The sequence below is a fragment of the Lacipirellula parvula genome (assembly GCF_009177095.1).
Classification (GTDB): Bacteria; Planctomycetota; Planctomycetia; order Pirellulales; family Lacipirellulaceae; genus Lacipirellula; species Lacipirellula parvula.
The window spans coordinates 5,964,622-5,976,084 of the sequence record NZ_AP021861.1 but is presented as its reverse complement, the minus strand read 5'-3'; the positions used below and the strand labels follow the sequence as shown (position 1 = coordinate 5,976,084).

The 11,463-nt window shown below is 63.0% G+C and carries 13 protein-coding genes; 5 read left to right on the top strand and 8 right to left on the bottom strand.

The window, feature by feature from the left end; genetic code table 11:
- Positions 1 to 45: 45 nt before the first annotated feature.
- A complete protein-coding gene (locus tag PLANPX_RS23475; RefSeq protein ID WP_152101070.1) occupies positions 46 to 1,413 on the top strand; it encodes a hypothetical protein in 1,368 nt (455 codons plus the stop codon).
- A gap of 161 nt (positions 1,414 to 1,574) precedes the next feature.
- Here the strand turns inward: PLANPX_RS23475 and PLANPX_RS27560 are convergent, their stop codons facing one another.
- Entirely contained in the window at positions 1,575 to 1,712 is a 138-nt protein-coding gene (locus PLANPX_RS27560) for a hypothetical protein (protein ID WP_172992280.1), read from the bottom strand.
- Between the two features lie 263 nt (positions 1,713 to 1,975).
- Between PLANPX_RS27560 and PLANPX_RS23470 the strand changes: the two genes are divergently transcribed.
- Both PLANPX_RS23470 and PLANPX_RS23465 read left to right on the top strand, forming a co-directional pair.
- The gene (locus PLANPX_RS23470; RefSeq protein ID WP_152101069.1) at positions 1,976 to 2,164 is read left to right on the top strand and encodes a hypothetical protein; all 189 of its coding nucleotides are present in this window, start codon (positions 1,976 to 1,978) and stop codon (positions 2,162 to 2,164) included.
- Between the two features lie 243 nt (positions 2,165 to 2,407).
- Positions 2,408 to 4,033 (top strand): OprO/OprP family phosphate-selective porin, encoded by a 1,626-nt coding sequence (locus tag PLANPX_RS23465; RefSeq protein WP_152101068.1) that lies wholly within the window; start codon positions 2,408 to 2,410, stop codon positions 4,031 to 4,033.
- Here the strand turns inward: PLANPX_RS23465 and PLANPX_RS23460 are convergent.
- The 5 genes from PLANPX_RS23460 to PLANPX_RS23440 all read right to left on the bottom strand — a co-directional run bounded on the left by PLANPX_RS23460 (position 4,024) and on the right by PLANPX_RS23440 (position 7,864).
- The gene (locus PLANPX_RS23460) at positions 4,024 to 4,704 is read right to left on the bottom strand and encodes a hypothetical protein (RefSeq protein WP_152101067.1); all 681 of its coding nucleotides are present in this window, start codon (positions 4,702 to 4,704) and stop codon (positions 4,024 to 4,026) included. The two genes, PLANPX_RS23465 and PLANPX_RS23460, sit on opposite strands and share 10 nt — an antisense overlap.
- A 131-nt stretch (positions 4,705 to 4,835) precedes the next feature.
- A complete protein-coding gene (locus PLANPX_RS23455; RefSeq protein ID WP_152101066.1) occupies positions 4,836 to 5,027 on the bottom strand; it encodes a hypothetical protein in 192 nt (63 codons plus the stop codon).
- Positions 5,028 to 5,169: 142 nt separating this feature from the next.
- Positions 5,170 to 6,426 (bottom strand): purple acid phosphatase family protein, encoded by a 1,257-nt coding sequence (locus PLANPX_RS23450; protein ID WP_152101065.1) that lies wholly within the window; start codon positions 6,424 to 6,426, stop codon positions 5,170 to 5,172.
- A gap of 80 nt (positions 6,427 to 6,506) precedes the next feature.
- Positions 6,507 to 7,142 carry a redoxin domain-containing protein gene (locus PLANPX_RS23445; protein WP_152101064.1) on the bottom strand — a complete coding sequence of 212 codons (636 nt, stop codon included), beginning with the start codon at positions 7,140 to 7,142 and terminating at the stop codon, positions 6,507 to 6,509.
- A gap of 134 nt (positions 7,143 to 7,276) precedes the next feature.
- Positions 7,277 to 7,864 carry a TetR/AcrR family transcriptional regulator gene (locus PLANPX_RS23440; protein WP_152101063.1) on the bottom strand — a complete coding sequence of 196 codons (588 nt, stop codon included), beginning with the start codon at positions 7,862 to 7,864 and terminating at the stop codon, positions 7,277 to 7,279.
- A gap of 286 nt (positions 7,865 to 8,150) precedes the next feature.
- On the opposite strand from PLANPX_RS23440, the gene PLANPX_RS23435 reads away from it, so the two are divergent.
- Together PLANPX_RS23435 and PLANPX_RS23430 are read left to right on the top strand one after the other, a co-directional pair.
- On the top strand, positions 8,151 to 8,903 hold the full coding sequence (locus tag PLANPX_RS23435; protein ID WP_152101062.1) for an SDR family NAD(P)-dependent oxidoreductase: 753 nt from the start codon (positions 8,151 to 8,153) through the stop codon (positions 8,901 to 8,903).
- Positions 8,904 to 9,000: 97 nt separating this feature from the next.
- Positions 9,001 to 9,756, top strand: a complete 756-nt coding sequence (locus PLANPX_RS23430; protein ID WP_152101061.1) for an SDR family oxidoreductase — start codon at positions 9,001 to 9,003, stop codon at positions 9,754 to 9,756.
- Positions 9,757 to 9,889: 133 nt separating this feature from the next.
- On the opposite strand, the gene PLANPX_RS23425 is transcribed toward PLANPX_RS23430, so the two are convergent.
- Together PLANPX_RS23425 and PLANPX_RS23420 are read right to left on the bottom strand one after the other, a co-directional pair.
- Positions 9,890 to 10,471 (bottom strand): PEP-CTERM sorting domain-containing protein, encoded by a 582-nt coding sequence (locus PLANPX_RS23425; RefSeq protein WP_172992279.1) that lies wholly within the window; start codon positions 10,469 to 10,471, stop codon positions 9,890 to 9,892.
- 377 nt (positions 10,472 to 10,848) lie between these two features.
- A complete protein-coding gene (locus PLANPX_RS23420; protein ID WP_152101059.1) occupies positions 10,849 to 11,403 on the bottom strand; it encodes a hypothetical protein in 555 nt (184 codons plus the stop codon).
- Positions 11,404 to 11,463: the final 60 nt, after the last annotated feature.

The following is an 11,463-nucleotide window of genomic DNA, read 5'->3' as shown; positions in this document are numbered from 1 at the left end:
CGTGTAAATGCCCGCGACCACCGGTCGCGGCTTTGTGGAGGTGGTATGCGATATTGGATAGCGCTGGTCGGTGCGATGATGGTGGCGGCGGGGGCCAATGCGGCGGCGCCGCGGCTTTCAGTTGGGACGTTCAAGGTTGATGTGACGCCGCCGATTGGGACGCCGTTGTGCGATGCGCTGTGCGATCCGGCCGTGGCGATCGACGGGCCGCTCACCGCGCGGGGCGTTGTGCTTGTGCCGAAAGATGAGCAGCCGGTGGTGCTCGTGGCGCTTGATTGGGTCGGCGTCGGCAACGACGGGCAAGACGCTTTCAAGGAAGCGATTGCCGCTGCGGCGGGGACGACGCCCGAGCGGGTGGCGATTCATGCCCTCCACCAACATGATGCACCGGGGTGCGATTTCGGCGCCGACCGGCTCGCGAGCGAGTACGGCCTAGGCGGGAAGCTTTTCAACGTCGATTTCGCGCGGGAAGCGATTGCTCGTACGGCGGCTGCGGTGAAGGAAGCGACCGGCAAGGTTGTGCCGGTGACGCATGTAAGCCATGGCAGCGGGAAAGTCGAGCGGGTTGGCTCGAATCGTCGCTGCCTCGGCCCAGACGGAAAAGTTAAATGGGTGCGCTATACGGCGTGCACCGATCCGGAAGCGGTCGCGCAGCCCGAGGGAATCATCGATCCGCAGGCCCGCGCGATTGGGTTCTGGAATGGGGATGAACCAATCGCGATTCTCACTTACTACGCGACGCATCCGCAGAGCTACTACGGCAAGGGACGCGTGAACGCCGACTTCCCGGGGATGGCTCGCGCACTGCGCGAGGAAGCCGTGCCGGGGCCGCTGCACGTTCACTTCAACGGGGCGGGCGGGAACATTGGCGCCGGGAAGTACAACAATGGCACGCCCGAGATGCGGCCGGAACTTGCGAAGCGACTCGCGGCGGGAATGGCGGCGGCGTGGGAGTCGAGCGAGAAGCAGCCGATTGACGACGCGACGGTAATCGATTGGTCGACCGAGCAGATCGCGTTGCCGCCGGGGAAGCATCTCAATGCGGAGGAACTCACGGCGACGATCGCGGATAAAAAACTGCCCGAGTTCGACCGGCTGCAGGCGGTGCGGCATCTGCAGTTTCTGCGCGAGTGCGAAGCGGGGCGGCAGGTGACGCTCGGTCGGCTGCGGATCGGCGAGGTCGATTTGCTCCACCTTCCGGGCGAACTGTTCGTCGAGTACCAACTCGCGGCTCAAGGGCTGCGGCCCGATGCGGAAGTCTGCGTTGCGGCGTACGGCGACTACGGCTCGGGCTACATCGGCCTGCACGATTCGTATGCCCAGGGGGGCTACGAAACGAGCGACCGGGCGTCGCGGGTGGCGCCGAGCGTCGAAGGGGTCCTCATGAAGGGGATTCAGCAGTTGATGAAGTGAGCCGCCGGCCGCGTCGGTTTACTAAGCGGCTGGCTCGTGTCGCGAGCGATGTCGTGTCGCCTGTCGCGTCGGCTCCGAGCGAAAACGCGATTTTAGGCGACACTAAGGCGTCGTGGTTAAGTCGTTTCTGTGGAACGCGTTGCGGCGGACGGCCGCTCTTGTCACGTGTCGCGAGGCGACACTAAGCGACCAAACGCGACATCACGCGACATCAGCACGATGGCGGCGACAGTCGTAGTGCGGGTGAAGTTGTCAAAGAACGGATGCTCACGGAGCTGCGTCGAGCGAGCGCAGAGCATGCGCACCATCGCCGCCGCGTGGGATTGAGCATGGCATAATTGGTGGCCTAGTTTCAACACAAAAGTTGGAATTTAACCACGGCGACACAGCAGGCACGACGAGGAGTGCGAGTAGCGATTGTCTGCAATTCGTCGTGCTCTTCGTGTCGTTGTGGTAAGTCTCTGTAGCCCGACGCTGGCGCCGGGTGGCGTTGACCGTGGTGGCCGAAAATCGTATCTAGCTTGGCTTCTCCGCAGCCACGGCTGTGCCCGCTGGTATCCCAATGCTCAAACTGCTCACCCCCTGCTTTCTGATTTTGGCTCTCGCTGGGTGCAAGACCCCGCCGCCTAGTTCGGGCTCGCTGCTGTCGTCGGACCGTAGCCGCGAGATCAGCGACTCGCTCGATCAGAAGGGCGAGTATGTGGGGAAGATGGAGCGCGAAGCGAGCAATCTCAAGAGCGAGATTGAGTAGTGCGCGGGTTCAGACTGGTCGCTGAAGCGACGCAGTCCGCGGCATTGAGGATAGGGCCTTCGACCACATTGGTGTGAAGAGCCCAACAGCATGCGCTGTTGCTAGCGAGCGAAGCTTACGCTTCTGTAAGACTACGCGCAGCGAACATAAAATCGAGCTCAGCAACGGGGCGTTTGCTGGCTGGCGCGCAAGTGTGGACCGATAAGTCGAGCGTTGGGACTCATCACTCTTCTCGGGACATGAATGCGTATTCGCGGGCGCCAGCAATTGATTGGCTGCTTCTTGGCAGCATGGCTAGCTCTCGGAGTCGGCGGCGCGCTTGCCGAGGATGCGGCGTCGGTCAGCAACGCCATCGACACCACGGCGCCGGCGGTCGTCTCGCTGGAAACGCGGCTGCAGCAGCTTGAGCAAAATCATGCGGCGCTCGCGACGCAGCATGAGGAAATGATCGTCGAGAACCAGCGGCTGCGGTCGCAGGTTGAGGCGATGACGGCGTCGCTGGACGATGCGCTCGACCGGTCGTCCGGCAGCGGCGGCGAAGGCGCGTTTGCGAACGGGGGCGGGCCGATCGGGCAGGGGCCGAGTTCGCGGTGGAGTTTCGACGACCAGCCTGATGACATTCGCGGCGACGAGCCCGAGCCGGCCGAGGGGGAGCAGCGGACGGCGTCGACGTTCGGCGAAGGCTTTAAGTGGACGACGCACGACGGCGAGTTCGACATGGCGTTTCACAACGAAACGCAGCTCGACGTGCGGGCATACGAGCAGAACGACTCGGAGCCGGTGAATCAGTTCGGATTCTACACCTCGCGGATGCGGCTCTACTTCAACGGCAGTCTTACTGAGCCGATCGAGTACAGCGTATCGGTGAACAAGGGGTTGGGCGATCTCAACTTGCTCGACGCCTATTTCAATTTCAATTACGACTCGCGATTTCAATTTCGCGTGGGCCGGTTTCGCGTGCCGTACACGTACGATTGGTACGCGCTGAGCAACCAATTCTTGCCGACGCCCGAGCGGTCGGTGTTTGCGATCAACTACGGTTACAATCGCAACTGGGCGCTGATGCTGCATGGCGAGCGCGGGGATGAGAAGGGAGAGTACGCGGTGGCGTTGTCGGCGGGGCCGCGGAATCAGTACTACGATTTCAACGCCGACAAGGACGTGCTGGCGTATCTCAACCTGCGGCCGCTGCAAGATAACGAAGAGCTGCCGGCGCTGAAGTATTGGAACGTCGGCGGCTCGATGGCCTACGGCATTCAAGATCAGGCGCCGCGGCCGCGGCAGTTTTGGACGTCGCTTAACGCGACCGACAGCGAAGGGGCCGACGAGGCGGCGCCATGGTTCTTAGAACTGAACGACGACGTGCGCGAGCGTGGGCCGCGGCATTTGTGGGACGTCCACTCGGCGTTGTACTACAAGCAGCTGACGCTGATGACCGGGTGGGAGACGGGGTACAACAGCTACTCGGTCGGCGACGACCCGTACCTGCGGGTGCCGACGCATGGGTGGCACGCGCAGTTCGGTTACTTCCTGACCGGCGAGGAACTGACGCGGCGGACGTTCGTCGAGCCGCTCCACCCGTTCGATTTGCGCGACGAGAAACGGGGCCTTGGAGCGATCGAAGTGCAGTCTCGCTACGACGAATTCACCGTCGGCGACGAGATCTTTTCAGGGGGCTTCGCCGATCGCAACGAGTGGACCGGGCATGTGAAGACGATCGACTCGGGGGTGAACTGGTATCTCAACAAGTTCACGAAGATCTACTTCGATTGGCAGCATGCGATGTTCGCCCAGCCGATTCCGTACCGGCCGGGGGGGATGCAGCATCACAGCAATTTGTTTTGGACGCGGTTTCAGATTTATTTTTGAGATGCAGGCGGATCTTCCTGCGTCGCGGCGAGGCGGATGCGCCAGTCGGCGTAGCGGTCGGTGGCGGATTTCCAGACGCGCGGTTCGGGACGCGGGGCGGGCGGAGCCGGTGGATCGGGCGGCATGGGCGGTTCGAGGTGTTCGCGCGAGCGGATGAAGGAGACCACGGCTGCCTGCGTGAGGTCGAAGTCGGCGAGGACGCCGAGGACGTAGCCGTCGTGGGGGACGTCGCCGCTGGAGTCGTCGAAGAAGTGGACCAGGAAGTCGGCGACGCGGGCCTTGCGGTGAGCCTCGTGTGCGGTTTGGAACGCGGCGTAAAAGATCTGTTTGCAGCGCGGCGTCATCGGCGGCCGATTGCACATCATCACAAATCCATCGTCCTCGAACATCTCGCGGAGACTGGTCCAGACGTCTGCGGCAGTGACCATGAACTCGCTCCGCACCTCGCGCATGATCGGGCTTTCTGAGGAGAGGATGCCCATGATGAGGTGTTGAGTTCCCTCGTAGCCTAGACGCGTTGCTTTGGCGAGTTGATACGCAGAGCAGTGGACCTGTCGGGTGTAAGAGCTGAGATAGGGAGTAACCGCTTCATAGGTGCGTGCGAGCGTCGCAGGGGGAAAATGGAGCGGCGGGACGGCGTTGGCGGCAGTCATTTCGTTCGTCTTTTCCATGGCACTTGGCTCCAGGAGTGATCTCGGCAGTGTAGGGAGCGCGATGCGCAAGGCGACAGGGCCGGCACCATATCTTGCGTGCTATCGACGTTGGAGTGGGCGGATCGCTACGGATTGTTAAGGCGATTACCCTAACGCTTGCGGCCGAGAGCGAGGAGTAGCGGGAGAGAGATAGCCGCGGCGATCGCGAAGACGACGAGGCCGAGCCGGAGGGCGTCGCGCTGGCTGCTGAGGAAGAGGGGGTGAGAGAGAACCGGGGCAGCGATGGCGGCGAGGATTGCCGAGAGGGCGAGAGCGATGAGGATGCGGGCGAGGGTGTTCATGGGGCGAGGGGACGAGTGGGAGGGGCGCGCGTGGGTTCAGACTGGTCGCTGAAGCGACTCAGTCCGGGGGACTACCGCCCTGCGCTCGCTCGCCACTGGCGAGCGTGCTCGGTTGCTCCCCTCCCTTCGAAGGAGGGGGAAATTACTCCACCGGTTTGGTGCGTGGGGTTTCGATTTCCGTCTCATCAAACACCTTGCCGTCGGCGTCGATCGCTTCGAACTTCGCTTCGCCGTTCGGGTCGAGTTCCACGCGCCAGAGGTGGTTGCGGGATTCGGCCTTCGCCAGCCACCAGGCGGCGCCTGGTTTGGGGACGGGGCGGGGTTCGACGCCCCAGCAGCCGTCGCCGAGGTAGAGGATGCCGTTCTCGTCGTCGCGCTGGCGATTGCGGATGCGGTGGGTCCGTTTGAACGTGTGGTGGTCATTCTCGAAGACGGCCGTCATGCCGTAGCGTTCGAAGCTGGGGACCCAGTGCTTTTGCAGGTCGAGGGCGAGCGGGGCGTCGATGGCGCCGCCGTCTTTCGGGCCCTTCGCCGTGCCGAACGCCGGAAAGTGGTAGCCGGCGATGAGGAACTGCTGGTCGCCGCGTTCGGCCAGGGCTTTGCCGAGCCAGTCGGCTTGCGGGCCGATGACGGGTTGCGTGTGCTGCGTGTCGAGGATGACGAGCGAGAGGTACTTGCCGAAGTCGAGGGCGTAGTACGAGCGCTCGCCCGGCAACGCGAAGATGCTGTAGAAGTAGGGGGCGTCTTGCGGGATGCGGCCGTTGTAGTGGCCTTTCACTTCGTGGTTGCCGATGCCGATGACGAGCGGGATGAGCCGCTTTTCTTTGCCGACGCTGTAGCGGCGCCACGACTGCAGCCAGTCGATCCAGTGGGTGCCGTAGACGCCGTTTTCGTAAGCGATGTCGCCCATGAGGACGGCGAAGTCGGGATCGAGCTTTTGCATCTCGCGATTCATGTCGTCGAGCAGTTCGCGGCTATGCATCATGTCGCCGCCGGCGACGAAGGTGAGCGGCTCGGTGAGCTTCTCGGGCATCGTGTCGAACCGCCAGAAGTGGGTGACGTCTTCGGTCTTGTCGCCGATGCCGAACTCGTAGCGCGTGCCGGGTTCGAGGCCGGTGAGTTTCGTGCGGCGAAGCTGGAGCGTCGTGGGGCCGACGGTCGATTGCGCGGCGGGCGTCGCCTTTTGCCACTTGGTTTCGGCGGAGTGAGGCTTGCCGTCGTATTTGCGGTAGAGAATCGTCGGGCTGCTGTGGGCGTAGATGTCGACCCAGGTGACGGTCATCGTCGTCGTGGGATCTTGCTGCCAGGAGAGGAAGAGGCCGATGAGGTCTTCGGCGTGGGCGGCGGGGGGGATGGCGAGGAGGATCGCGACGAGGAGTGGTTTGGTGAAGTGGATCATTGTTCGAATGCTGAAGGATGAATGCGGAATGCTGAAGGGAATGGAGGCGGGCGGAGTTACTGGCCTTTGGCGTACGACCTCTATTCTCTCTTGCGCGGATACTTGATGCGGCAGCCGCGGGGGGCGGTTTCTTTGGTGGTTGGTTCTTTGCCGGTTTGGAGCGCGGCGAGGGCGGGTTCGAGGTAGTTCGCCTTCACTTGGTCGGCGTAGGTGCTGTCGTCCATGGCGCCCATGTAGACGATGCGGCGCTCGTCTGGCTTGCCGGCGGAAAGCAGGAAGAACTCGGGCGTGTAGTTGGCGCCGTAGGCTTGGCCGATTTGTTGCGACTTGTCGTGTAGGTAAATGAACGGGAATTTTTTCGCTTCGGCCCGTTCGCGGAGGCGGGGGAGGGCGTCGGCTGGCTTGGCGCTTGCGCAAATGGCGACGACGGCGGCATCGTCTTGGTGCTTCTCGGCGAAGGCGATGATGCGGTCTTCATAGTCGGCTGCGACGTCGCAGCTGTTGCAGATGAAAACGACGATGACGGGCAGCTTGGGATCGAGATCGGCGAGCGAATGTTCTTCGCCGTCGACGCCGGGGAGTTTCTCCCAGGCGGGGGCGGCGTCGCCGATGCTGAGCGTCGGGTTGAACTCGCCGGCAGGGGCACACGCGGCGCAACAGACGGCGAAGGCGAGAAAGCAGCACGCGGTGCGAAGAGGGGCGAGCACGGCAGGCATCGTCGTCGGCCTCCGGTTCAATGGGAGTAAAGCGCTACTATACCCCAATGGCGCTCGGCGTTCGACGGTCGAGCGATTGCTTGTGCGCCGTGATATCTGCGAAAAAACGCGAAGATGAAGAAGATTTTAAGTTTTCACTTCGGCCAATTGGCGAGCGCGACTTCCGCGACGCTGCGGAGTTGCTCGGGCGTGGCGCCGCTGGCGGCTTGCACGGCGAGGCCTTGCATCACCATCGAGACGTAACGCGCGAGGGCGTCGGGATCGACGCCCTTGCGGAGTTCGCCGGCGGCGGCCGCTTGCGCGAAGCGGGCGCGGATCGCTTGATCGTGCTCGCCGCGACGGGCGACCAAGTCGCGGCGGATCGCTTCGGACTCTTTGCCGCAGGCGAGAGCGCCGTTCATGATGAGGCAGCCGCGAGGGTTTTTGGGGCAGCCCAAGCGTTCGGCGGCGCCGAGGATCAGCCGCTTGGCGACTTCGGCGATCGTGGGGGCGGCGAGGCATGCGGCCAGGTGGGCGGCCGGCTCTTCGAGATAGCGGTCGACCGCTTTCTTGAAGAGGGCTTCCTTGTTGCCGAAGGCGGCGTACATGCTGGGGCGGTTGATGCCCATCGCCTTGGTCAGCTCGGGGAGCGAGGCGCCCTCATAACCGCGGCGCCAGAAGACGCGCATCGCCCGATCGAGCGCTTTGTCGGCGTCGAAACTGCGGGGTCTGCCAGCGGCCATGGGAATGCTCCTTTTTTACCGATCAGTAAATTATAGCACTTGCAGTCAAATGGCGCACGGGATATTTTTTACTGAACGGTACAGAACACTTGGCGAACCGGCTGCGTAACCAGCTCCAGACGAACCAATCGTCCAGTGCCAGCCAGCTTCGTCGGTCAATCGAAAACCTACCTGAAGGCCGCCACGTTCCCCACAGCGGCCGTTGATCGACGAAGTTGGTGGCTTTTATTTCGTCCACACGTTCAACTACCCACCTTCACATCCGCCTCGCTTAAGGATTCCTCCCATGGCTACGCTTGCCGGTAAAGTTGCTCTCGTCACTGGCGCCTCAAAAGGGATTGGCGCCGAGATCGCCCGTGAACTTGCGGCCCAGGGCGCCGCGGTCGTCGTCAATTACTCGAGCAGCAAGGCGGGCGCCGACAAGGTGGTCGCCGACATCACGGGCAAGGGAGGCAAAGCGGTGGCGGTCGGCGCCAACGTCGCCGATCCGGCCGACGTGGTAAAGCTGTTCGCAGAAGCGAAGAAGGCGTATGGCAAGGTCGACGTCTTGGTGAACAACGCAGGCATCTACGAGTTCGCAGGAATTGAGGAGATCACGCCCGAGCACTTCCACAAGCAATTCAACTTGAACGTACTGGGGCTGCTGCTTGCGACGCAAGAAGCGGTGAAGTTGATGGGCTCCGGCGGCAGCGTTATCAATATCAGCTCGATCGTCTCGACGACCGCGTTGCCGCAAACGGCCGTTTACAGCGCGACGAAGGCGGCGGTCGATGCCGTCACGCGTTCGCTGGCGAAAGAACTTGGCCCGCGCGGCATTCGGGTCAATTCGGTCAATCCCGGCATGATCGAGACGGAAGGGACGACGGCTGCAAACATCACGGCCCATGACGGCGAGTTCCGCAAGTTGACGGAAGCTCAGACGCCGCTTGGTCGGATTGGCCAGCCGAGCGACGTCGCGCCGGTGGTTGCATTCATGGCTTCGAGCGCATCGGGCTGGGTGACTGGCGAAGAGATTCGCGTCGGCGGCGGGTTTACTTGATTCGAGCCGCGGCCGTTTTCTCGAGATCAACAATCGCAGCGCTCTCCTCTTGTGATTCAGCGGGGGGAGAGCAGTTGCGCGAATGAGGAGCATTCCCATGCCACAGCAATTGCAGGGCAAAGTCGCCCTCGTCACGGGCGGTAACAGCGGGCTGGGGCTCGCGACCGCCAAGCGGTTCGTCGCGGAAGGGGCCTATGTCTTCATTACTGGCAGGCGTCAGGCGGAACTGGATGCGGCGGTGAAGGAAATCGGTTCGAACGTCACCGCCGTGCAAAGCGACGCCTCGAAGCTTGCGGATCTCGATCGGTTATTCGCAACGATCAAAGAACAGAAAGTGCGGCTCGACGTCGTCTTCGCGAACGCCGGCACGGCCGCATTCGCGCCGCTGGGAGAGATCACTGAGGAGCACTTCGACACGCTGTTCAATCTGAACGTGAAGGGGTTGCTGTTCACGGTGCAGAAGGCGTTGCCGTTGATGAGCGACGGCGGTTCGATTGTGCTCAACGCTTCGTTGGTATCGATCAAAGGCTTTCCGGCGTTTAGCGTTTACTCCGCGACGAAGGCGGCGGTGCGGTCGTTCGCGCGTGGTTGGGCTGTCGACTTGAAGCCGCGGCGGATTCGCGTGAACGTCGTCAGCCCCGGCACCGTCGTGACGCCTGGCTACAAGAACAGCTTGAAGCTGACGGACGAGCAAATTCGCGGGATGGAAGCTTCAACCGCCGAGGCTGCGCCATCAGGTCGTGCCGGGACGCCGGAGGAGATTGCGAACGTTGTGCTGTTCTTGGCGTCTGACGAGAGTAGCTTCGTCAATGGCGTCGAACTGTTCGCCGACGGCGGGCAGGGACAAATTTGAACGACGGCTGCGATGAATTAAAAGCTTCGCGCGAAAAAATAGCCCCGACCTAGCTAGGTCGGGGCTATTGGCGTTTTGCGGTACTTCAGCGTTCGCGGCAGTTACGCGGTGCGATGTCAAACGTCGCTCGTCGTTAGCGGCGGCGGATGCGCGCGATCGCCAGCAGGCCGAGAGCGGCGAGGCCGATGGTGGCCGGTTCCGGAACGGCGGTGACGTTGAAGGTGAATTGGTAGCTAAACGGGCTGGTCGTGTCTTGAATCAAGAACGAGTAGGCGCCGCTGGGAAGAGGCGGGGTGAAGCCCGAGCCGAAGCCGGCGCCGTTGACGCCCATGTCGGCGAGGAGGTTGGTGCCGACGAGACCGGCGTCGTAGAGGGCGTATCCCATCAAGGTTTCGCCGACGACCAGATTGCCGAGACCGGTCGTCCAGGTCGCGCTGTTCTGCAGGCCGACGAACGATTGGTAGCCCAGGTTCGAGTAGGCGTCGAGGTAGAGCGACGAGAGTTGATGGCCGTCGGGGATGGTGAAGCTGATGACGTCGTAGTCGGCGGGCGTGCCGGCGGTTCCCTTGATGACGTTGGCGCCTTCGGTGAAGGCGATCGTCGTCGGAGCGGCGGGGACGCCAGAGATGTCGCCGTTGACCGATTCGTCGTAGTTCGCGGCTGTCGCGATGGCGGGCAGGCACGCGAGCGCACCCGCGAGGAGAGCTCGGGACACGAATTGCTTCATCTGTTCCTCGTTGTCGTCGTCAATGGAGAGAAGATTGGCTTCTGATCGCGACAGCGGTCGCGCAGCCAAGCGGCGTTCCAAGTCGCCCGTCGCGCCTCAGCGAGGGGTGAATATTTATGATAAGCCGAAACGGTGTGGAACGCCACGTTTGGGGAGCGGAAAGGTTCTCAAACTGCCCTGCGAACTGGCCGAAAGTGGCGTGGGAATAGGATGTCCAGGGTGTTTACGTTATGGCAGGCGTGCGTGCGGCTAGAGCTTGCCGCAACTCCTGGCGGGATTTTTAGCCCCGGGCTCTGCCCGGGGGCGGCACTACGCGCGACGGAGCCGGCCCGGAATGGGGAGCGACCCCCGGGCAGAGCCCGGGGCTAGCGGCGGGCTTCCCACGTGCCGAGAACGCCGACTCGCTCGCCGGGGACGTTGCCCCACCGGCCGTTGAGAAGTTGCCGGCCATCTGCCGAAACCTCGGCCGAGAACGAGCCGGGGGCGAGGATCTCGGGGTTATCGGTGTACTTCCCCTCGATGTAGAGCTGCCGCGTTGCGGGATCGTAGGTGGCGGTGACTTGCTCGCGGCCGAGCGTTTGCTGCTGCAGGCGCCACTCGAAGAAACCGGTCACCTCGATGCGGTCGCCGAGGTCGTGCTGCGAGAGGAACCGCAGCGTGCTGCCGGCGTAGTCGTTGCCCTCGTCGTCGACGCTGGAGGTAATCGTCCAGGCGCCGATGGTGAAGTTCGGCGCTCCGTGCGTTGCCGGCACGTCGCGAGTCGCGGCGATGGCGGCAGGTTCAACCGGTGCGACAGGCTGGCTGCGGTCAGGCAAGAACCACGGGAGCAGCGCCGTGATTAGTGCGGTGACGCCGCTGATGAGCGCCGCGATGACAGTGCCGGAAGCCAACAGCGAACTGCGCGAAGATTGTTCCGACATGCCGACGCTCCCCCGATCTCGTGCTAGCAGACAAGGTGCGCGTCAGCGCACACGCCTTGC

Bases quoted from the DNA above. Each gene is read 5' to 3' on its own strand.
- PLANPX_RS23475 (WP_152101070.1), top strand. From the start codon at position 46: ATGCGATATTGGATAGCGCTGGTCGGTGCGATGATGGTGGCGGCGGGG.
- PLANPX_RS27560 (WP_172992280.1), bottom strand. From the start codon at position 1,712: ATGCTCTGCGCTCGCTCGACGCAGCTCCGTGAGCATCCGTTCTTTGAC.
- PLANPX_RS23470 (WP_152101069.1), top strand. From the start codon at position 1,976: ATGCTCAAACTGCTCACCCCCTGCTTTCTGATTTTGGCTCTCGCTGGG.
- PLANPX_RS23465 (WP_152101068.1), top strand. From the start codon at position 2,408: ATGCGTATTCGCGGGCGCCAGCAATTGATTGGCTGCTTCTTGGCAGCA.
- PLANPX_RS23460 (WP_152101067.1), bottom strand. From the start codon at position 4,704: ATGGAAAAGACGAACGAAATGACTGCCGCCAACGCCGTCCCGCCGCTC.
- PLANPX_RS23455 (WP_152101066.1), bottom strand. From the start codon at position 5,027: ATGAACACCCTCGCCCGCATCCTCATCGCTCTCGCCCTCTCGGCAATC.
- PLANPX_RS23450 (WP_152101065.1), bottom strand. From the start codon at position 6,426: ATGATCCACTTCACCAAACCACTCCTCGTCGCGATCCTCCTCGCCATC.
- PLANPX_RS23445 (WP_152101064.1), bottom strand. From the start codon at position 7,142: ATGCCTGCCGTGCTCGCCCCTCTTCGCACCGCGTGCTGCTTTCTCGCC.
- PLANPX_RS23440 (WP_152101063.1), bottom strand. From the start codon at position 7,864: ATGGCCGCTGGCAGACCCCGCAGTTTCGACGCCGACAAAGCGCTCGAT.
- PLANPX_RS23435 (WP_152101062.1), top strand. From the start codon at position 8,151: ATGGCTACGCTTGCCGGTAAAGTTGCTCTCGTCACTGGCGCCTCAAAA.
- PLANPX_RS23430 (WP_152101061.1), top strand. From the start codon at position 9,001: ATGCCACAGCAATTGCAGGGCAAAGTCGCCCTCGTCACGGGCGGTAAC.
- PLANPX_RS23420 (WP_152101059.1), bottom strand. From the start codon at position 11,403: ATGTCGGAACAATCTTCGCGCAGTTCGCTGTTGGCTTCCGGCACTGTC.